A 20075-nucleotide genomic window follows, 5' to 3' on the forward strand; every position below is an offset into this window, starting at 1 on the left:
AAAAAAGAGGTGGTTCATTTGACAAGAGGTACTTTTGATATACATTTAGAAAATTTGCATAATTATATACTTAGAATGGGAAGCATTGTAGAAAAACAAATTCATAATTGTATTATAGCTCTTATAAATCATGATGTGGAATTAGGACAAAAGGTAATAAAAGATGATGATTTAGTAGATAATTTAGAAAAAGAAATAGAAGATAAATGTATAAAGCTTATTGCTACGGAGCAACCCTTGGCAAAGGATTTAAGAATGATATTTACTGCAACAAAAATTGTAACAGATTTAGAAAGAATGGCAGACCATGCTGTAGATATTGCTAAAATTGCTATAAATTTAAAGGATGAAAACTTTATAAAACCTCTAATAGATATTCCTAAAATGAGTGAAATAGTAGAAGAAATGATAAAAGAAGGATTAGATGCTTATGTAGATGGCGATGTTGATAAAGCCTATTTAGTATGTAAGAAAGATGATAAAATAGATGCTATATATAAAGGAGTATTTAAAGAAATGCTTCCTATTATGGCAAAGGATAATAACACTATTAAGCAAGCTACTCAATTTTTATTTGTATGCAAATACTTAGAAAGAGTAGCGGATCATGTAACAAATATATGTGAATGGACAATATATTTAGTTACAGGAGAATTAAAAGATTTAAACGAATAGACTAATATTTAAATTAATGTTTTAATAAGAAAATTTATAGAATGAGAAAAGGAATCCCCAATTTAAGAAGTAATGGGGATTTTTTGATTTTTTAAATGTAATGAAATAAAATAGTAAAATTTTAGACAAATTACTCTATAATTCTATGTTTAAAATTGTCATTAAATATGATATACTGGAAAAGGAATTTATAAAAATAGCATTGTGGGAGGCTAAATAATGTTTAAATTATCTGCTAAAAAAGAAGATAAATTTTTTATCTTATTTGATCAGGTGGCTCATACTGCATTAAAAGGAGCTAAAATGCTGGAAGAATTATTGCACAATTTAGAAAGTAGCCAAGAGAGGCTGGAAAAGATTAAGGAATTGGAGCATGAAGGAGATAAACTTCAACATGAGATACTGGAAGAATTAAACAAAACATTTTTAACACCTTTTGATAGAGAAGACATATATATGATAGCAAAATATATGGATGATATAATTGATTACATAGAATCTACGGCAAGTAGGTTTGTTATGTTAAATGTAAACTATTCCACAGAAGATTCATTAAAGCTAACTGAAATGATAGTTAAATGTTGTGAAGAGCTTATTGTGATAATGGAAGAACTTAAAAATATGAAAGAAAATAAGAAGCTTTCTCAAAGTATAATTGAAGTAAATAGAATTGAACAAGAAGGAGATAAAATATTTAGAAATGCTATAAGGCAGATTTTCTCTGGAGAAATGGAAGTATTGGAAATAATTAAATGGAAAGAAATATATCAATTTTTAGAGGATACTTTGGATGCTTGTGAAGATGTAGCAAATGTTATTGAAGGAGTAGTTATGAAAAATGCTTAGTGGTAGTATTGGATTGACAGTTACAATAGTCTTATTAGCTCTTATATTTGATTTTATTAATGGATTCCATGATAGTGCCAATGCTATAGCTACATCTGTATCCACAAGAGTACTTACTATGAAAGAAGCAGTAATTATGTCTGCTACATTAAATTTTATAGGAGCTTTTATGAATGTAAAAGTTGCTCAAACTATTGGTAAAGGACTAATAGATCCAGGAAGTATATCACAAAATGTAGTTATTGCTGGGCTTTTAGGAGCTATAATTTGGAATTTGGTAACTTGGTACCTTGGAATTCCAAGTAGTTCATCTCATTCTCTTATTGGAGGATTAATAGGAGCTGCAGTAGTTTCGGCTCACTCTTTTTCTATAATAAATTGGATTAATTTTTTTTGGAAAGTGGTATTATGGTTATTTTTATCTCCAGTAATAGGTTTTTTGGCAGGATACATATTTATGAAGATACTAAATTTTTTACTTAAGGATGCAAAACCATCTTTTGTTACAAAGTTTTTTGCAAAGGCTCAGATATTTTCAGCTATGTTAATGGCATTGAACCATGGTGGAAATGATGCACAAAAATCTATGGGAGTTATATCAATGGCTTTAATAAGTGGTGGTCTTATTTCTCAATTTTATATTCCTACTTGGGTAAAAATTAGCTGTGCAGCAGCCATGGCATTAGGAACTATGTCAGGAGGAAAGAAAATAATAAAAACTATGGGACATAATATGGCTAAGCTTGCTCCAGTAAATGGATTTGCTGCTGAAACTGGTGCAGCGGGGGTTATTTTTACGGCTACTATGTTTAATGCGCCTGTTAGTACTACTCATATTATTTCTACTTCCATTATGGGTGTTGCTGCATCTAAGAGAATGTCTTCGGTAAGATGGATAGTTGCAAAAAATATAGTACAAGCTTGGGTTATAACTATTCCAGTTTGTGCATTTATTGCTTCAATAATAATTTTTGCAATAGAAAAGTTATTTTAAAAAACATCTCCTTAATTAAAGGAGTGTTTTTTGTTTGACTAAATAAAAAGATTAATGTAATATAACTAAAGGCAGATATTGAATTTGTTAGTGAATTTTGAACCATGTAAGGCGGGAGTTGAACATATGAAAAATATAATATCCAAGGTGCTACCAGATGGCATAGCTGAAGAGGTAGGAATAGAAGTAGGGGATATACTTCTTACTGTTAATGGAGAAGAAATCAAAGATATTTTAGACTATAAATTTTTAATGGCGGATGAGTATATAAATATAGAAATAGAGAAAAAAGACGGAGAGATTTGGGAGCTTGAAATTGAGAAGGATTATGATGAAGATTTAGGAGTAGAGTTTAAAAAATCTATAATGGATGAAGCAAGAAGTTGTCACAATAAATGTATATTTTGTTTCATAGATCAATTGCCTAAAGGAATGAGAGAGACATTATATTTTAAAGATGACGATTCTAGATTATCCTTTCTACAAGGAAATTTTGTTACATTAACTAATATGAAAGATGAAGACATAGATAGAATAATTAAATATAGAATAAGTCCTATTAACGTATCTGTTCACACAACTAATCCAGAATTAAGGAAGCAAATGCTAAACAATAGATTTGCGGGCAACATATATGAAAGACTAGTTAAATTAAGCAAAGCAGATATAAAAATCAATTGTCAAATTGTTTTATGTCCAGATATAAATGATAAAGAAGAACTTGTAAGAACTGTAGAAGACTTATATAAACTTTATCCTAGCGTGGAAAATGTAGCTGTAGTTCCTGTGGGAATTACTCGCTATAGAGAAGGACTTCATAATCTTAAATTATTTAATAAAGAAAGTGCACTAAGAGAATTAGAAAATATAAATAAACTTCAGCAAAAATACATGAAAGAAATAGGAACACCTTTTGTAAGACTTTCTGATGAATTCTATATAATAGCAGAAAAAGACGTGCCAGAAAAAGGATTTTATGAAAATTTTCATCAATTAGAAGATGGAGTGGGAATGATAAGAATATTTAGAGATTATATAGAAGATAATTTAAAGAATGTTAATAGAGATAAAAAAGGAAGTTTTACTGTGGTTACTGGTAAAAGTGCTTTTAATGAAATTTCAAATGGGTGTAAAAAAATTCATATGGTAAATAATAAAATAAAGATAGATGTAGTTAAAATTATAAATAACTTTTTTGGAGATACCATTACTGTAGCTGGTTTAATAACTGGAAAAGATATAATGGCTGGACTTAAAGAAGAAGTAGTAGGGGATTACATTATGATATCTAGAAACATGTTAAGGGCAGGAGAGGATATATTTTTAGATGATGTAACTGTACAGGATATAGAAAAGTATTATAATAAAAAGGTAATAGTCTGTGAATATACAGGAGAAGATTTTATAGATAAAATAAATGATTATTGTAAGGAGGAATAAAAATGGGAAAACCCATAGTAGCAATAGTAGGAAGACCAAATGTAGGAAAATCTACATTATTCAATAAACTAGCAGGAAGAAGAATTTCTATAGTAGAAGATACACCAGGAGTAACTAGAGACAGAATATATGCAGAAGCAGAATGGCTAAAATATAATTTTACTATGATAGATACAGGTGGTATTGAGCCTGAAAGTGAAGATATAATAGTATCACAAATGAGAAGGCAAGCACAGATTGCTATAGAAACTGCAGATGTTATTATATTCTTAGTTGATGGTAAAGATGGTATAACACCAGCAGATAATGAAGTAGCTTTAATGCTTAGAAAGAGTAAAAAACCTGTGGTTTTAGTAGTTAATAAAGTAGATAGAGTATCAGAAGAAGACAATGCATATGAATTCTATAATTTAGGCATAGGAGAACCTATAACTATATCAGCATCTCAAGGATTAGGACTTGGAGATATGCTTGATAGAGTTGTGGAACATTTTGATGAAGCTATGTTAGGTGAAGAAGATGATGAATATGTTAGAATAGCTTTTGTAGGTAAGCCAAATGTAGGAAAATCTTCTTTAGTAAATAAATTATTAGGGGAAGATAGAAATATAGTAAGTGATATTCCAGGAACTACAAGAGACGCAGTAGACAGTTATTTAGAAACAGAAGAGGGAAAGTTTATTTTAGTTGATACAGCTGGTATAAGAAGAAGAACTAAGATAAAAGATGAAATAGAAAGATACAGTGTTGTTAGAACTTATGCGGCTATAGAAAGAGCAGATTTATGTATATTGCTTATAGATGCAGAATCAGGAATTTCAGAACAAGATAAAAAGATTATAGGATATGCTCACGAAATGAGTAAGGCCATAATGGTAATAGTTAATAAGTGGGATTTAATAGAAAAAGAAACTAACACTATGAATCAATTTAAAAAGAATTTACAGGTGGAATTAGGATTTATGTCCTATGCACCATATTTATTTATATCAGCTAAAACTGGTCAAAGGGTACATAAAGTATTAGAAATGGCTAAAGAGTGTTATGACAACTACAATAAACGTATAAAAACTGGGGTATTAAATGATGTTATAAGTAAGGCTGTAATGATGAAAGAACCACCAGTAGTAGGAATTACAAGACTTAAGATATATTATGTAACTCAAATAGGAACTAAACCACCAACTTTCGTATTTTTTGTAAATAATCCTCAGGCTCTACACTTTTCATATCAAAGATATTTGGAAAACCAATTGAGACAAAGCTTTGATTTCTCAGGTACAGGTATCAAGATGGAATTTAGAGAAAGGAAGGAGTAATATGGATAATAACATTACCTTTATTGGTGGAGGAAGTTTTGGAACAGCTTTAGGGATAATGTTAGCTAAAAAAGGATTACAGGTTAAAATATGGGATAGAAAGCCTGAAATAATTCATGATTTTAATATTAAAAAAGAAAATATAAAATATTTGCCTAATATAGTTATTCCATCTAATGTAATGGCATTTAATGATTATAAAGAAGCCATAGGAGATAATAAATATGTAGTTATTGCAGTGCCATCTCATGCAGTAAGAACTATAAGTAGGGATATCAAGAACTTTGTAAGCAAAGATACTGTTATAATAAGTATTGCAAAGGGAATAGAAGGAGAAAGTGGCAAAAGACTATCTCAGGTTATAAGTGAAGAGTTGCCTAACAATCCAGTAGTAATATTATCAGGTCCTAGCCATGCAGAAGAGGTTGCACAAGATATACCTACAACGGTAGTGGTAACCTCAGAAGAAATGGGGTATGCAGAAGTTATACAGGAACTATTTATGACAAATAAGTTTAGGGTTTATACCAATGAAGATATAGTTGGTGTTGAAATTGGAGGAGCTGTTAAAAATATAATAGCCTTAGCAGCAGGTATATCTGATGGTATAGGATATGGAGATAATACAAAGGCTGCTTTAATGACTAGAGGCATGAGTGAAATCATAAGAATTGGAGAAGCTTTAGGTGGGAAAAAAGAAACTTTCTCAGGTCTTACAGGAATGGGAGATTTAATAGTTACTTGTACCAGTATGCATAGTAGAAATAGAAGAGCTGGAATTTTAATAGGTAAGGGAATGACTACAGAAGAAGCTATAAATGAAATTGGTATGGTGGTAGAAGGAATAAAAGCTTGTAAAGCATTTTATGAATTAAAGGAAAAACTTAATGTATCTATGCCTATAACAGATGTATTATATAATGTACTTTTTAAAGGAAAAGATCCTAAATATGGAGTATATGAATTAATGACTAGGGATAAAAAAAGTGAGATATATTAAAAAATTAGCCAGGATAAATTATATTAATAATTCATCCTGGCTAATTTTTTTTATTAGTAATATTTCAAAGTACTCAAAAATATATATATAGTGTTAATATTAGATTACGGGAGGGTATGATATCTTGGAAAATTTTGATATATACAATGATATAGCAGAAAGAACCCAGGGAGATATCTATGTAGGAGTTGTTGGGCCGGTTAGAACAGGTAAATCCACATTTATTAAAAAATTTATGGAGCTTATGGTAATTCCCAATATTGATAATGATTATAAGAAAAAAAGAGCGCAGGATGAATTACCACAGAGTTCCTCAGGAAAATCTATTCATACTACAGAGCCTAAATTTGTACCTAATGAAGCTATAGAAATAAGTTTAAAAGAAGGTGCAAAATTTAAAGTTAGGATGGTAGATTGCGTAGGATATATAGTAAAAGGTGCATCAGGATATATGGATGGAGAAAAAGCTAAAATGGTTACAACTCCATGGTATGATTATGAAATTCCCTTTGAAGAGGCAGCAGAAATTGGCACTAAAAAAGTTATAAATGAACACTCAACCATAGGACTTTTAATAACTACAGATGGTTCTATTACGGACATTTCAAGAGAGGACTATTTAGAAACAGAAGAAAGAGTAGTAAATGAATTAAAGGCCATAAATAAACCTTTTATAATGGTTTTAAACTCAAGAAATGCCTATGATCCAAAAACCATTGAATTAAGAAAAGAATTAGAAGAAAAATATGATGTACCAGTACAGGCTATAGATGTACTTAATATGAAAGAAGACGACATAACCCATGTGTTTAATAGAGTACTTAAAGAATTTCCAATAAAAGAAATAAATATTGATATGCCTGAATGGATAGAAAAATTAAATGGAGACCATTGGCTAAAGATAAACTTCATGAATTTAGTAAGAGAAATGTGTAAAAATATATATAAAGTAAGAGATATAACAAAGACATTAGAAGGCTTTAAAGAATTTGAATTTTTAGGTGCCTCAGATTTAAATGAAGTAAATATGGGTGAAGGAACTGCTAGGGTAACCTTTATGCCTAAGCAAGGATTATTCTATAAAATATTAGGGGAAGTATGCAACAGAGAGATTAAAGGAGAGAATGAGCTGCTTTCTATAATGGAAGAAATGTATACAGCAAAGATAGAATATGATAGAGTAGCACAAGCATTAAAGGATGTTAAAGAAACTGGTTATGGATTAGTACCACCTCAACTAACAGAAATGAGATTAGAGGAACCTGAAATTGTAAGACAGGGTAATAGATGTGGTGTTAAACTAAAAGCTAGTGCTCCATCACTGCACTTTATAAAAGCAGATATAGAAACAGAAATATCACCAATAATGGGAACAGAAAAAGAAAGTGAAGAAATGGTAACATCTCTTTTAGAACAATTTGAAAATGATCCATCACAAATATGGCAGAGCAATATGTTTGGTAAATCTCTTGAAATATTAGTAAAAGAAGGTCTACAAAATAAATTATATAGAATGCCAGAAGATGTACAAAATAAAATACAAAAAACTCTTCAAAAGATCATAAATGAGGGGAATGGTGGACTTATTTGTATTATTTTGTGATTTGATAAAGAGTTTATTAATGATTTCAAACTATATAATAATAGACTCTGATATCACCTCAGAGTCTATTTAAGTACCTTATAAAGTTTTACAAAAAATGTAATTTAACTATATTGATTTTATAGAAAATTATGATATAATAAATTTATTATCTGGGTATGGCGCAGATGGTAGCGCGCATGTATGGGGTGCATGAGGTCGCAAGTTCAAGTCTTGTTACCCAGACCAATAATATGAAGGGTTGTGAGATCACAGCTCTTTTACTTTTTTACTGTAAAATTATTTAATTATTTTTGCACTATTATAGTATAACTATGGATAAGAATAATATAGATGAATTAGCTAAAGTAATAGAGCGAGAAGATAAAAGAGCAGAGTTTGAAGTAGCATATAAGAAGTTTGCAGGAGTTGTTGAAGTATTGATGCTAGCACATGTATCTGTAGATATACAAAATGATTATCTTATATTAGAACAGCTGTAAAGGTAAGATATAATATTGAAAAGAAATTAGATATTGCAGATTGTGGAGAAAAAGGTAAGGCATTGATTTCGCAACATTCACTTTTCAATGTAGTAATAGCTGGATAGAGACAATGGCATAAAATTGGATTTATAATTTTGTATAAAAATCACCTTGCCTTTTTTATATGAAAAAGACAAGGTGAAATGTAATTGTAACTATTCTATCTTTATTAATTTAATTTCTTCAGATTGATCTTTGTCTAAATGGGTCATTTCAGCTGACAACTCTAAGATTTCAGTAAATTTAGTAATATATTCATTAGGTATTTGGTCTAGAATTTCAAACATTTTTTTTAAGGCTGTTTCATATGCATATTCTGAATATAATTTATATATCTCTTTTCCAAAATCAGATACTTTTATAATTACATCTTTACGGTTGTCACTTGCATGAAATTTTTCTAACAACCCTTTTTTTACCATCTTGTTGACGTTTTTTGAAAAAGCACTGGAAGAAATACCTAGCCGACAAGCAATTTCTGCCATGTTTTCGCATCTTTCTTCATTTTCTAAAATATATTCCATTACCTGAAGTTGTGATGCTGAAAATTTTATTGGAGTGTTGTAATTATATTCAGTTTTATATGATTGTGCATAAGAATTACCAAATTTAATCATCTTTTCAACAAAGTTGCGATACTTTCTTATCCATTCAAGTTTCATTTGTAAATTCCCCCAAAAGTTTGCTTATGTTAGTATATCATATTGATATTTTAAATTCAATATAGCTGTAAGTTAGGAATTTATCATCTAAAATAATGAAAGAGTAGCAGTATTGGCAATGCCTATCATTACTATAATCATACAATTCACCATAGCACCTAGCCATACCTTTCCGGTTGCTTTAAATAGATTTCGCCCAATATAGGCGGATGCAAAAAGTAACACAATAAGTGGAATTATAACTATTGGATAAAGTCGATCTGCTTGCCAATGTGAAACCCCTGTAGTAAAAATTGTAATGTATTGAATAGCATTGATTATTATAATTCCTAAAGCATTTCCTAAACCACAAATTAGTAAGTTAAACCATTCTTTTTGGTTTTCTACTCGGCTTATGATATTGTTTGAAATAGAAATAGCGAAGTAAAAAATAAAATACAGAGGCCAGTATTGTAATGCTAGTTTGAGTTTATCTGAAGAAAATGTACATATAGCTAATATCCATATACGAAAATCAGTGTTAAAAAAATATTCTGAAGCAAAAACAAATCCATAAAAGCCAATAAATACACAAATTGCTAAAGCCAGTGTTTTTAAAAATTCCGATAAAGTAATTTTTATTCCTAACATATCAGTAGTAATTTCTCTTTTATTCTTTTCAGAATTATAGGTAATCCAAAAAAGAATAATTCCTACGATACCATTGAAGACAGCCCAAAGCAAAATAAAGTTTGTTGAAGGTTGAGGGAACCATTTAGATGATTTAAATGATGCTGGGCCTGGGAAAAAATAAACATTCATCTTAGATATGGGCATAAATGATATCCAGGAAATAACCCAGCTCATAATCCATCCAAACAAAAAAACAGCTTTACTCTTTTTTGTATTCAGAATTATTATTGGTTTAGGAACAGTACCTTTTAATCCTTTAAATACTGGAACTTCCATAAGTAATACAGCAATAGGTACTATGGCCATAAATGCGGCGATAAGGCCTATTAAATTAAGAATTTCTTTTAAGAACCAAATTTGATTATCACTCTTTATAGAGCTGTCAATTTGAAAAGCTTTTTGAAAAAAGTCTACTGTATATGCTGCACTTTTGAAAGAAAAATGTTGTAAAATATGAATCTCCTTTGGATTATACACCACTCTCAATGTTTTATTAGTTGCATCTCCATAGAACTTACTTATTTCTACGGATTTTATTTTTTATCATCATGTAAAATAGAATTTATTGCTGAAAGAGATTCATAGCAGTTTCCTGAGAGATCTCCATTACCATTAGTAAGATCATAACAACCTTCATCATATTGTGCGTAGTTTATTCCTACATTGGCATGTATTGATTTAAAAGTATCCTCTGTAGACAAGCGCACATTTGAAGTTGCCAATGCAGAATGTACTTTATTTACTATATCTGCTTTAGCTTGTTCGTTTGGTGTAATTATAGTTCCACCCTCTGAATCTGGCTTTTGAGCTTCTTTAATTACCGAATAATACTGAGAACCATAGTGCATCAAGGTCATCCAGACATTCATACCTCCCATTGAATGTCCCATAACACCAATTTTTCTATTATCTACGTAATCTAGATTATTATAAGCAAATTCAACTAGAGGAATCATTCCTGTTCCCTCTTTAACAACTGAATCCATAACTGGTTCTTTAGATGAACTTGATTTTCCATGATAATAAGCATCCATAGCAATTACAGCAATACCTCTACGTGAAAGTTCAATTGCATTTATGTCTTGCATTTGGCTATTATTCAAATACCCATGACAGGTTATGACAAGAGGAACTTTATTTTTTGAAGATGCTTTAACTGGTTTGAAAATATTCCCTGATACCCATTGCCCATTTTCCGTTGGAATAGTAAATTTAATAATATCCACTTTGCCAAAAGAGGTTTGTAATGCTGATGCTCCTAAGCCGCTTATCAATATTAGGATAATTGAGATGCATAAAATTTTACTTGCAATTTTTGTAGACATACTTCTCATTTTGTTTATTTCCACGTGATTTCCCCCTTAACCATTATAATTTCCGATGGAAATATTATAGTTCCATTATTCTATAATTTTCATGTAAAGTCAATATACAACTACTAAAAAACCATATATTTACAACTTAATTTGATTAACTTATAATGGGAGTTAGTTAATCAAATTAACTTTTGGGATTTTAGTATTAAAGGGGGATGAAATATATGCCACGACAAGGATTATCAAAGGAGAAAATTGTGCAAGTAGCTATGAAAAAAGCCAGTACCGAAAAACGTGGAAAAGATGCGTTAATGGCGTTTGCAGACACTTATCGAAACTTCGCAAAAACAAATCCTATGTTGTATCAAATTGTTTTAACATCACCGCCTGCCAATGAAAAGCTATTAAAAGATACGAAGCGATCTATTGGAGTAATTTACCAACAGATATTGCAATATTATTCTTTATCCAATGAAGAAACTTTCCATTTAGCCCGTATGCTAAGAAGTGCTTATTACATTTGAGTATGCTGATTATTTTCAAGCAGAAGTATCCACAGATGATAGCTATCATTATATGATTGAGCATTTGATGGACTTACTGCCTGAAAAGATTCTTCATTCAAAAGGAGGGCTTGAAAGTGAAAGAACATCAGACTGATTTTGGTTCTGGAAGTGTGACAAAAAGTATTTTAGATGTTGCACTTCCTATTACTCTGGTACAAATTTTGAATTTACTGTACAATATCGTTGACCGTATTTATATCGGTCACATACCAAAAATTGGTGATTTAGCATTAACAGGTGTGGCTGCTTGTGATTTGTTTCCCTGTTACGTTTATAAAGTTATCCAATAATACGCCTGAATTAGTGCAGGCAGGAATTGCTGCTATTCGAATATACTTTTTTGGCTTTTTTTGATGGCACTTCATTCAACAGGGCAGAATACATTGTAGCTTTATGCATGGCAAAGGAAGCTACTTTTTACTCCCTGCTACGAAAGGTTATTATTGTTATATTGCTATGAGGCATAAAGTTCAAGTTGAATTAAAAGAACCTATTCTAGGTAAACAATGTACCTTATAGCAAAAGAATTTTTTATTGACATAAGCGTTTATCAGGTATACAATTGTTATATGAATAAGATTGATGTAATAAGTGAACTTCCACGACAGTTTTTAGATACTATTGAACAATTTAATATTAGTGATAAAAAAGCCAGAAATTTTGGGACTGATAATGTATTATATCTTTCAGAAATCCACTTAATACAGTATATTGGTGATAGTGAAAGGCTATATGTTTCTGAGATTGCAAGAGGTTTAAGCATAACTAAGGGTGCAGTTTCTCAAATGGTTAAAAAACTTGAAAAAAAGGGGTATGTAGAAAAGATTCTTGATTCAGAGAATAAGTCAAGAACTCTTGTACGTTTAACTGAAAAAGGGAAAATTGCTTATCTTGGACATAAAGAATACCATGAATACATTGATAAACTTGTTATATCAGCAATAGAAGGTTGCAGTACTCAAGAGGTTCTGGTTATTAAACAATTTTTAAAAAAAATGGAGGAAAATTTAAAATAGTACCGGAAGGTACTGTTTATTTTAAATCGAGCGTATAGTATGTATACGTTTGTAGAAAGGATGTTGTTATGAATGAAAAACTTAAACTTATGAGAGAAGGAAATATTAATAAAGCATTGATTGTCCTGGGATTTCCAACTATTGTTGGATTATTAATGACAGGCTTTTATAATTTTGTAGATAGCTATTTTGTTGCACAACTTGGTACTAAAGCTATGGGGGCAATTTCAATTGTTTATCCATTAGTTACCCTTGTTCCAGGAATTGGTCTATTTTTTGGTAATGGGGGTGCAGCATATATATCTGAACTGCTTGGATCAGGTGAAAAGGAAAATGCTGAGATAGTTCTATCATCAACGTTATTTTATTGCATTCTTACAGGTATTCTTTCACAGACTGTTTTACTTTTTCTAAAACCTTTATTAATCTTAATGGGTGCATCATCTATAGTACTTCCAATGGCAAGACAGTATGGGGTGATTTTAATTATATCATTTTTATTTCATATTTCTTCTGTTTGTCTTATGAACTTAGTTCGTGCAGAAGGTGCAGTATGGCTAAGTACATTTTCCCAACTTGCAGGGTCAATTATAAATACTATTCTTGATCCGTTGTTAATTTTCACATTTCATATGGGTATTGTAGGTGCAGCTATTGCAACTGCAATTTCTCAATTTATAGCTTTTGCTATTTTAATACAATATTATCTTCGTAAAAAAAGCTACTTAAAGTTATCTTTTAAAAATATAAGATTCAATAAATGGATTATTAGTCCAATTTTTAAAGTTGGCTTCCCTATTTTCGCTATAAATTTTTTTCAAAGTATATCTTTAAGTGCAACTAATGTAGCTGCGGCTTCATATGGAGATAATACCATAGCAGCCATTGGTATTGTAAATCGTGTGGTAGGTATGACAACCTTTGCCATTACAGGATTTTCAAGAGGATACCAAACATTTATTTCTTTTAATTATGGAGCTAACAATATGGACAGGGTAAAGAAAGCAACTAAAATATCTTATATATGGGGAATTTCTTTTGGTATTGTTGTTTCGTTATGTCAAGTTGTATTTTCAAGATATATTGTTTGTGCATTTTCCGCTGATGAGAAAGTAATTTCAATTGGTATACATGCTTTATTTGCTGGAAGCATTCTATTTTTTACATATGGTTTTCAAGCTATTGCAATAGTATACTTGTTATGTATAAAACATAATAGAGCAGGATTTATATTTAGTGTTGGTAGACAAGGACTATTTTTTCTTCCTGTACTTTTTTTAGCTTCGCATTTCTTTAATGTTAGAGGTATTTTATATGCTCAGTCTATGGCTGATCTTATTACAACATTGCTACTAATTGTATATATAAAAAGATTAAGCCATACTGATGGTAAAGTAATTAAAGATATGCAGGTAAGTAGTTAAATATAGATAGTTATTAATCCTAGAATAGTTGTCAATGATTGATAATCGCAAATTTATATATCTAAATTATTACAGTTGCTACAATAATTTTATTTTAGATGCTGCCATTCTAGCTAGCTTATAACACAATTATATAATATAGTACAAGTAAATTCATAACTTATTCTTATTCTGCCCATTTTTCGCAAGGATGTTTGTCCAAATTAAAAGAATCTCATTTCAAAACAATGAAAGTTTCCGTTATATCCTTTATAAAACATTTATACAAAATAATTGAATGTATTGTACCATAATAAAACAATATATTCAATTAATAAAACAATATAGGAAGTACATCAAAGGTGTTTTGAAAGGAAATTTAGGAACATCTTTAGTAACGAATAACCTTGTTTCACAAGATATAGGAACAAAAATGAAACCTACTATACTAGGAATATCTGTGCCTAATTTTTGGTTTGGATATATATTGCTTTTATGTCTGTCAGTTAAATTATCAATTTTTAAGGTAGTAGATTATGGAACAATGAAGAGTTTAATTTTACCGTCTTTTACATTTGCGTTACCAGTGGCATCATCACTTATTAGAATTTTAAGAAGTGATATTATTTCTGAATTTGGTAAAGACTATTATATTTATGCCAAAGCAAGAGGAATCAAAGGCAAAAAACTTATTGCTCATGTAATTAGGAATGCTTTACCACCTGTAATCACAATGTTCTTTCAAAATGTAGGATTTTTAATTGGAGGTAGTGCCATTATTGAAAGCGTATTTTCATGGCCGGGATTTGGAGGATACTTTGTAAAAGCAATTTTAGAAAGAGATTTACCTGCAATATCAGGATGTGTTTTGGCAATAGCTATAATATTTCTATTTTGTAATTGGTTAAGTAATACTTTAAGTGTAAAACTTAATCCTATTATAGCTAGGAGGGAATGAAATAATGAGAAAATTTATTAAAAATAAACAGATAGTTATTGGATTCATAATGATTCTTTGTATAGTTACTATAGCAGTATTGGCTCCATTTATTATTCCTAATAATCCTTATGATGTTGATATTACAAATAAATTTGCATCTAATGGAAACAAATATCCTCTTGGAACGGATCAGCTTGGAAGGTGTGTGTTATCAAGGTTGATGTTAGGAGCAACATATTCTATATCTATTTCTTTAGTAACTCTCTTAATACTTGTAGCAATAAGCATATTAATAGGAGTAACTAGTGTATTTTATGGTGGAATTTATGACTCTATAATTTCAGCATTATGTAATGTATTTATGGCATTTCCTCCATTTGCTGTAGTATTGTCCTTATCCAACGTACTAGGACAAGGTGTTAAAAATCTTATTTTATCCCTAGTAATATCTATGTGGGTATGGTTTGTAAGAGTAATTAGATCCTATGTAAAGGTGGAGATGAAGAAGGATTATATTATTTCATCAAGGATTGTGGGCTGCAGTAATTTAAAAATTATTATATTCCATCTGCTACCAAATCTTGTACCTATGTTATTGGTATATTTTAGCACTAGTATTGCAGCATTAATATTGATGATATCAGGGTATGCTTTTTTAGGTATAGGATTTGACCCAAATATTCCTGAATGGGGAGCAATGCTTAGTAATGGAAAAGCATATCTTTATTCTTCACCAAAGATGATTATATTACCAGGAATTTGCATTCTTTTTACAGCAACAGCTTTTAATCTTTTTGGAGAAGGATTAAGAGATATTATAGCACCGAGGAGAGTATGAAATGAAAATATTATTGGTTAAAAATTTGACAGTGTCTTTAAATAAAACTGAAGAAAAGATTATAGATCATATTTCTTTTGAGGTTTTTGATAATGAAATAATTGGTATTGCTGGTGAAAGTGGAAGCGGAAAGAGTACTTTGAGCTTGTCTATTTTGGGGTTGCTGAATAGTGAAACTTTTCGAGTTTCAGGAAATGTTTTTTATAAGGGAAATGATATTTTAGCTTTTTCGAAGAAGAACAGAGAAAAACTTCTTGGGAAAGAAATGACTTTAGTTCTTCAAAATCCAATGACAGCCTTTGATCCTACAGTATCTGTTGGAAAACAAATGGTGGAAACGATAAAAACAGTTAAGAATATAAACTTTTCAGAAGCAAGGAAAATAAGCATAGAGAGTTTAAAGAGGATGAATATGAAAAATGAACAGGATATATTGATGCCCTTCCTTTTCAATTGAGCGGAGGGCAATTACAGAGAATTATGATGGCCATATGTATGATAATTAAAAGTAAAGTTGTTTTTATGGATGAGATAACAGCTTCCATTGATATAGAAAATCGTAACAATATGGTTTCTCTCATAAAAGAGCTAAGAAAATTGGGAGCTACAATTGTATTCATTACTCATGATTTCAAAACACTTTATAGAATTGCGGATAGGATTATCATAATGAAGAATGGAAAAATTGTTGAAATCAACACAACGGGCCAAATATTTTCAAAACCACAAGGAATATATACCAAACAACTTCTCGAAGCAAATTTTATTAGGAGATGATTTATATATTAGAATTAGTAAATGTATCAAAGGAATATAAAAGAAAGAACAAAGAAACTGTGATGGCAGTTGACAATGTCAGCTTTACGCTTAAGAAAGGACAGATTTATTCTATGGTAGGGGAAAGTGGAAGCGGTAAAAGTACTGTTGCTCGTATGATAAATATGATGGAGATGCCAAGTAAAGGTGAAGTTCGATTTAAAGATAATGTGTTAAACAATTTAAAATACAAAGATATTCTTTATATGCGAAAAAATATTCAGCTTGTGCTTCAAAATGGGAAAGCATCTCTTAACCCTACTAAAAGTGTTCAATATTTAATTGAGGAGCCTATGAAAAATATTTTGAATTTTTCTCGTGAATTAATAAAGAAACACTTATATGATGTAATGGATAAATTAGAATTACCAAAATTATATTTAAAAAAGAGACCCTATGAACTAAGCGGAGGAGAACAGCAGAGAGTTTGTATTGCTAGAGCTTTAACGGTTTCTCCAGAACTAATTGTATTTGATGAATCTCTTTCAGGTCAAGATGCTATAACCAGAAAGAAATTGATGGATGTTCTTAAAAATATTCAAAGTAAAAATAGCTGCACTATGTTATTGATAACTCATGACATTGACGTCGCTCTTTATATGTCAGATCACATATTAGTTATGAAGGAAGGGAAATTAATTGAAGAAGTGAATTTTATTACAGATATGAATTCTTTAAAAGAAGAATATAGCAGAACACTTTTTAGTGAATATATAAAAAAAGAATGGAGAAATGTGGAATGAAGAAAAAGGGTTTATTACTTATTTATTGTCTAATTATTATATGTATTTTATCAGCTTGTGGTAAAGAAAAAATGGAGGCAGAAAATATAAGTGATGGAGCAATTAGAACAACGGGAGAACAACAGGAGAAAACTGCTACGTTTTGTGAAAGCTGGGATTTTGAAGGAGGCTTTTTCACAGTGTTATCTCCCAATTTAACAGCTAATTATGGTTCTTATAATTATCTATCTAATTTTTATGATACTTTGGTAAAGTATGATGATAATAAAATAGTTCCTTCATTGGCGCAAAAATGGGAAATTTCAAAGGATGGTAGGGAATATACCTTTCATCTAAAAAATGGAGTAAAATTTAGTGATGGAAGGGAGTTAAATTCAGAAGCTGTGAAAAAATCTATTGAGAATGCTCCAAAATTATTAGGAAAATACAATGGTGCCTATGGAATTACTTCAACGTTAATAGAAAAAGTAGAGGCATTAGATAAAGATACAGTGAAAATCATATTAAAGTCTCCATATTACGGAGCACTTCATGATTTAATTATGACTAATACCTTTGGAATTATGTCACCTACAGCCTATAAAGAAGATGGATCTTTGAGTGAAGAAACCAAAACAAAAACCTTTGGTACAGGACCATATATGTATAAAGGTAAAAAAGAAAAGGATTCTTATTATTTTGTTTTAAATCCTTATTATACAGGAGAAGTTCCAGTACTTTCTTCATTTAATGTAAAGACCATTCCTGATAATGACCCAAAACTGTTAGCACTACAAAGTGGAGAGATCCATATGATTTTAGGATCCAATAATATATCTTATGATAGCTATAAGAAATTTGAAAAGGAAGATAAAATTCATGGAGTAATTTCCAAAAAGAAAGACGTTACAAGATTTTTAGGACTAAATGCATCTATTAAGCCATTTGATGACTGTGAAGTGCGCTTGGCAATAAATCATGCAATTGATAAAAATTCTATAGCAAAAGACATTTTTCATGGATTCGAGGATGTTGCAAACACTTTTTTAAGTCCAGATCTGCCTTATTGTAATGTTCCTTTGAAAGGTTACAATTATAATGTGAAAGAAGCTGAAAAAATATTAGATAATGCAGGGTGGAGAAAAAATTCTAATGGGATAAGAGAAAAGAATGGCATTAAGTTAGAAGGGAACTTGCTCTATATGTCAGGTCTTGCAGATGAAGAAACATTGGCTTCAAAAATTTCATCGGATTTATCTAAAATATGAGTGAAATTATTACCAAAAGCCTTAGAAAGAAATACCTTATATCAAACTATAGGCAGTGGGAAATATGGAGCTGCACTTCAGACCACTTATGGTATGCCCTATGATCCTTATTTAGTAGTTGCAAATCTAAATAGACATATCATAAAGGATAATTTAGTAGCACAAGGGCTTGTGGGAGTTAAAAACGGGGATAAAATGGTAATAGAACTTAATAATATGATTGATGAAAAACAGATACAAAATCAATATAAAAAGATTTTAACAGCAGTGGAGAAATCAGCAAGTCTTATCCCTATTACTTATAAAAAACAGATAGCCTTGTATAGATCAGACAAAATGAAGGGATATAAATTTTATAGCATTCCTACAATTTATGATATTCAATGCTCAAGATAAAATCATAAAAAAATAGGAGTCTATAGAAAATGGACTCCTATTTTACATAATGAGCTCGCCTATATTCACCTGGACTTATACCATAATAACTTTTAAAAAGTCCTGAGAAATGACCGCTGTTTTTGTATCCTAATTCTTCCGCAATGGAGGTAATGCTGTCTTCTGTATTTAACAAAAGTGATAGGGCTGCATTCATTCGCAAATCCTTAAGATATTGATATGGAGTTGTACCGAAATAATCCTTAAAAGCCAACAAAAACCGAGATGTACTCATTTTGGACATGTTAGCAAGTTCTCCGAGGCTTGGATAGCTTCCAATATTATTTTGCAGGTATTTTTCTGTTTTGTTTAAAAGACGTTTATCAGTTTTAGTAAGTCTTACAGATATATGTTCTTTTTCCCACTTTTCATTCTTGTCATGGGTAACAAGAGACAATATTTCTAAAACTTTACTTTCTAAGTAGATTTTTTGTGATATTCCTTTAGCTTTACACATTTTGATTTGATTGAAAATAAAATTAAGTTCCGGTGATACAGGATTTCTAGCAAGGTACTTAAAGGCAGTTGTGAAGTTTTTATAACTGTCGTCATAGCGATTTTTAAGAAAGCGATCAAAATAATCTCTGGTAATGATTACCTTTGTAAATTCTATTGGATTATTTTTTTCGCAGAATACATGAACAAGTTTATTTGTATTTATATAACATAAAATACCTGTATTTACTTCCTTGAAATTTCGTTTTCCTACTTTATATGAGCTAGAAGTTGTATCAAATCTACTTATTTCTATATATTCCTGTTTAATTTCCGATACTTTTTCAAAGTCATAATTGGGAGTATATCTTGCAATTAGCACAATAAATTCATTATTTGAATTTATGATACGAAAAAAACCATCTCCATAGTTAGGATTCATACGATAATATTTTTCATATTCAGTTGAGAATTCTGGAATATAGATAAAATTAAGCTCTGTAGGAGCCTGTGCGAAATATTCTATTATACTTTTACTGATCATAACTAACTCCCTCCTTACATTTTATATATTATCACAGAAAA

Annotated in this window: 24 protein-coding genes and 1 tRNA gene; 21 read left to right on the forward strand and 4 right to left on the reverse strand. The window is 30.2% G+C overall.

The features are described 5' to 3' along the window. Positions 1-18 precede the first annotated feature (18 nt). The 9 genes from phoU (at position 19) to J2Z24_RS15120 (ending at position 8359) form a co-directional block, all read left to right on the forward strand. On the forward strand, positions 19-675 hold the full coding sequence (gene phoU, locus J2Z24_RS15080) for a phosphate signaling complex protein PhoU (RefSeq protein ID WP_035146055.1): 657 nt from the start codon (positions 19-21) through the stop codon (positions 673-675). A 219-nt stretch (positions 676-894) separates the two neighbouring features. After that, positions 895-1521: a DUF47 domain-containing protein gene (locus J2Z24_RS15085; RefSeq protein ID WP_035146057.1), complete on the forward strand. Its 627-nt coding sequence runs from the start codon at positions 895-897 to the stop codon at positions 1519-1521. Beyond that, positions 1514-2515, forward strand: coding sequence for an inorganic phosphate transporter (locus tag J2Z24_RS15090; RefSeq protein WP_035146058.1), 1002 nt, complete (start codon positions 1514-1516; stop codon positions 2513-2515). The genes J2Z24_RS15085 and J2Z24_RS15090 overlap by 8 nt, the downstream gene beginning before the upstream one ends. A 126-nt stretch (positions 2516-2641) precedes the next feature. Then, on the forward strand, positions 2642-3955 hold the full coding sequence (locus J2Z24_RS15095; protein WP_035146060.1) for a radical SAM protein: 1314 nt from the start codon (positions 2642-2644) through the stop codon (positions 3953-3955). Between the two features lie 2 nt (positions 3956-3957). Beyond that, positions 3958-5274 (forward strand): ribosome biogenesis GTPase Der, encoded by a 1317-nt coding sequence (der, locus tag J2Z24_RS15100; protein ID WP_035146063.1) that lies wholly within the window; start codon positions 3958-3960, stop codon positions 5272-5274. 1 nt (position 5275) lies between these two features. Continuing rightward, positions 5276-6274 carry an NAD(P)H-dependent glycerol-3-phosphate dehydrogenase gene (locus J2Z24_RS15105; RefSeq protein WP_035146066.1) on the forward strand — a complete coding sequence of 333 codons (999 nt, stop codon included), beginning with the start codon at positions 5276-5278 and terminating at the stop codon, positions 6272-6274. A 124-nt stretch (positions 6275-6398) separates the two neighbouring features. Next, on the forward strand, positions 6399-7877 hold the full coding sequence (gene spoIVA, locus J2Z24_RS15110; protein ID WP_035146069.1) for a stage IV sporulation protein A: 1479 nt from the start codon (positions 6399-6401) through the stop codon (positions 7875-7877). 152 nt (positions 7878-8029) lie between these two features. Further along, positions 8030-8105: transfer RNA gene (locus J2Z24_RS15115), tRNA-Pro, on the forward strand. 86 nt (positions 8106-8191) lie between these two features. After that, positions 8192-8359, forward strand: a complete 168-nt coding sequence (locus tag J2Z24_RS15120; protein ID WP_156950192.1) for a hypothetical protein — start codon at positions 8192-8194, stop codon at positions 8357-8359. Between the two features lie 197 nt (positions 8360-8556). Here the strand turns inward: J2Z24_RS15120 and J2Z24_RS15125 are convergent, their stop codons facing one another. From J2Z24_RS15125 to J2Z24_RS15135, 3 genes are all read right to left on the reverse strand, one after another. Continuing rightward, on the reverse strand, positions 8557-9063 hold the full coding sequence (locus J2Z24_RS15125) for a MarR family winged helix-turn-helix transcriptional regulator (protein WP_035146072.1): 507 nt from the start codon (positions 9061-9063) through the stop codon (positions 8557-8559). An 87-nt stretch (positions 9064-9150) separates the two neighbouring features. Further along, positions 9151-10212, reverse strand: coding sequence for a hypothetical protein (locus tag J2Z24_RS15130; RefSeq protein ID WP_156950194.1), 1062 nt, complete (start codon positions 10210-10212; stop codon positions 9151-9153). A 56-nt stretch (positions 10213-10268) separates the two neighbouring features. Beyond that, a complete protein-coding gene (locus tag J2Z24_RS15135) occupies positions 10269-11084 on the reverse strand; it encodes an alpha/beta fold hydrolase (RefSeq protein WP_035146076.1) in 816 nt (271 codons plus the stop codon). Between the two features lie 191 nt (positions 11085-11275). On the opposite strand from J2Z24_RS15135, the gene J2Z24_RS15140 reads away from it, so the two are divergent. From J2Z24_RS15140 to J2Z24_RS15195, 12 genes are all read left to right on the forward strand, one after another. Beyond that, complete coding sequence (locus J2Z24_RS15140) at positions 11276-11575, forward strand: TetR-like C-terminal domain-containing protein (protein ID WP_035146078.1); 300 nt, start codon at positions 11276-11278, stop codon at positions 11573-11575. After that, a complete protein-coding gene (locus J2Z24_RS15145; RefSeq protein WP_156950196.1) occupies positions 11559-11711 on the forward strand; it encodes a hypothetical protein in 153 nt (50 codons plus the stop codon). Before J2Z24_RS15140 ends, J2Z24_RS15145 begins: the two co-directional genes overlap by 17 nt. After that, the gene (locus J2Z24_RS15150) at positions 11692-11907 is read left to right on the forward strand and encodes a hypothetical protein (protein WP_035146081.1); all 216 of its coding nucleotides are present in this window, start codon (positions 11692-11694) and stop codon (positions 11905-11907) included. Before J2Z24_RS15145 ends, J2Z24_RS15150 begins: the two co-directional genes overlap by 20 nt. A 279-nt stretch (positions 11908-12186) precedes the next feature. Then, complete coding sequence (locus tag J2Z24_RS15155) at positions 12187-12633, forward strand: MarR family winged helix-turn-helix transcriptional regulator (protein ID WP_035146084.1); 447 nt, start codon at positions 12187-12189, stop codon at positions 12631-12633. Between the two features lie 68 nt (positions 12634-12701). Next, on the forward strand, positions 12702-14057 hold the full coding sequence (locus tag J2Z24_RS15160) for an MATE family efflux transporter (RefSeq protein WP_035146086.1): 1356 nt from the start codon (positions 12702-12704) through the stop codon (positions 14055-14057). A 346-nt stretch (positions 14058-14403) separates the two neighbouring features. Beyond that, positions 14404-14994 carry an ABC transporter permease gene (locus tag J2Z24_RS15165; RefSeq protein ID WP_051593162.1) on the forward strand — a complete coding sequence of 197 codons (591 nt, stop codon included), beginning with the start codon at positions 14404-14406 and terminating at the stop codon, positions 14992-14994. Positions 14995-14998: 4 nt separating this feature from the next. Beyond that, the gene (locus J2Z24_RS15170; RefSeq protein ID WP_173680291.1) at positions 14999-15814 is read left to right on the forward strand and encodes an ABC transporter permease; all 816 of its coding nucleotides are present in this window, start codon (positions 14999-15001) and stop codon (positions 15812-15814) included. 1 nt (position 15815) lies between these two features. Then, complete coding sequence (locus J2Z24_RS15175; RefSeq protein ID WP_051593163.1) at positions 15816-16271, forward strand: ATP-binding cassette domain-containing protein; 456 nt, start codon at positions 15816-15818, stop codon at positions 16269-16271. 38 nt (positions 16272-16309) lie between these two features. After that, on the forward strand, positions 16310-16591 hold the full coding sequence (locus tag J2Z24_RS15180) for a hypothetical protein (RefSeq protein ID WP_162175676.1): 282 nt from the start codon (positions 16310-16312) through the stop codon (positions 16589-16591). Further along, positions 16588-17373 carry an ABC transporter ATP-binding protein gene (locus J2Z24_RS15185; RefSeq protein WP_051593165.1) on the forward strand — a complete coding sequence of 262 codons (786 nt, stop codon included), beginning with the start codon at positions 16588-16590 and terminating at the stop codon, positions 17371-17373. Before J2Z24_RS15180 ends, J2Z24_RS15185 begins: the two co-directional genes overlap by 4 nt. Beyond that, positions 17370-18620: an ABC transporter substrate-binding protein gene (locus J2Z24_RS15190; protein ID WP_051593166.1), complete on the forward strand. Its 1251-nt coding sequence runs from the start codon at positions 17370-17372 to the stop codon at positions 18618-18620. Before J2Z24_RS15185 ends, J2Z24_RS15190 begins: the two co-directional genes overlap by 4 nt. Further along, positions 18621-19016, forward strand: coding sequence for a periplasmic substrate-binding domain-containing protein (locus J2Z24_RS15195; RefSeq protein WP_051593167.1), 396 nt, complete (start codon positions 18621-18623; stop codon positions 19014-19016). 37 nt (positions 19017-19053) lie between these two features. On the opposite strand, the gene J2Z24_RS15200 is transcribed toward J2Z24_RS15195, so the two are convergent. Then, a complete protein-coding gene (locus J2Z24_RS15200; protein ID WP_051593168.1) occupies positions 19054-20034 on the reverse strand; it encodes a helix-turn-helix domain-containing protein in 981 nt (326 codons plus the stop codon). Positions 20035-20075 lie beyond the last annotated feature (41 nt).

It is taken from the genome of Clostridium tetanomorphum (assembly GCF_017873215.1).
In the GTDB taxonomy this organism is placed as follows: domain Bacteria; phylum Bacillota; class Clostridia; order Clostridiales; family Clostridiaceae; genus Clostridium_AO; species Clostridium_AO tetanomorphum.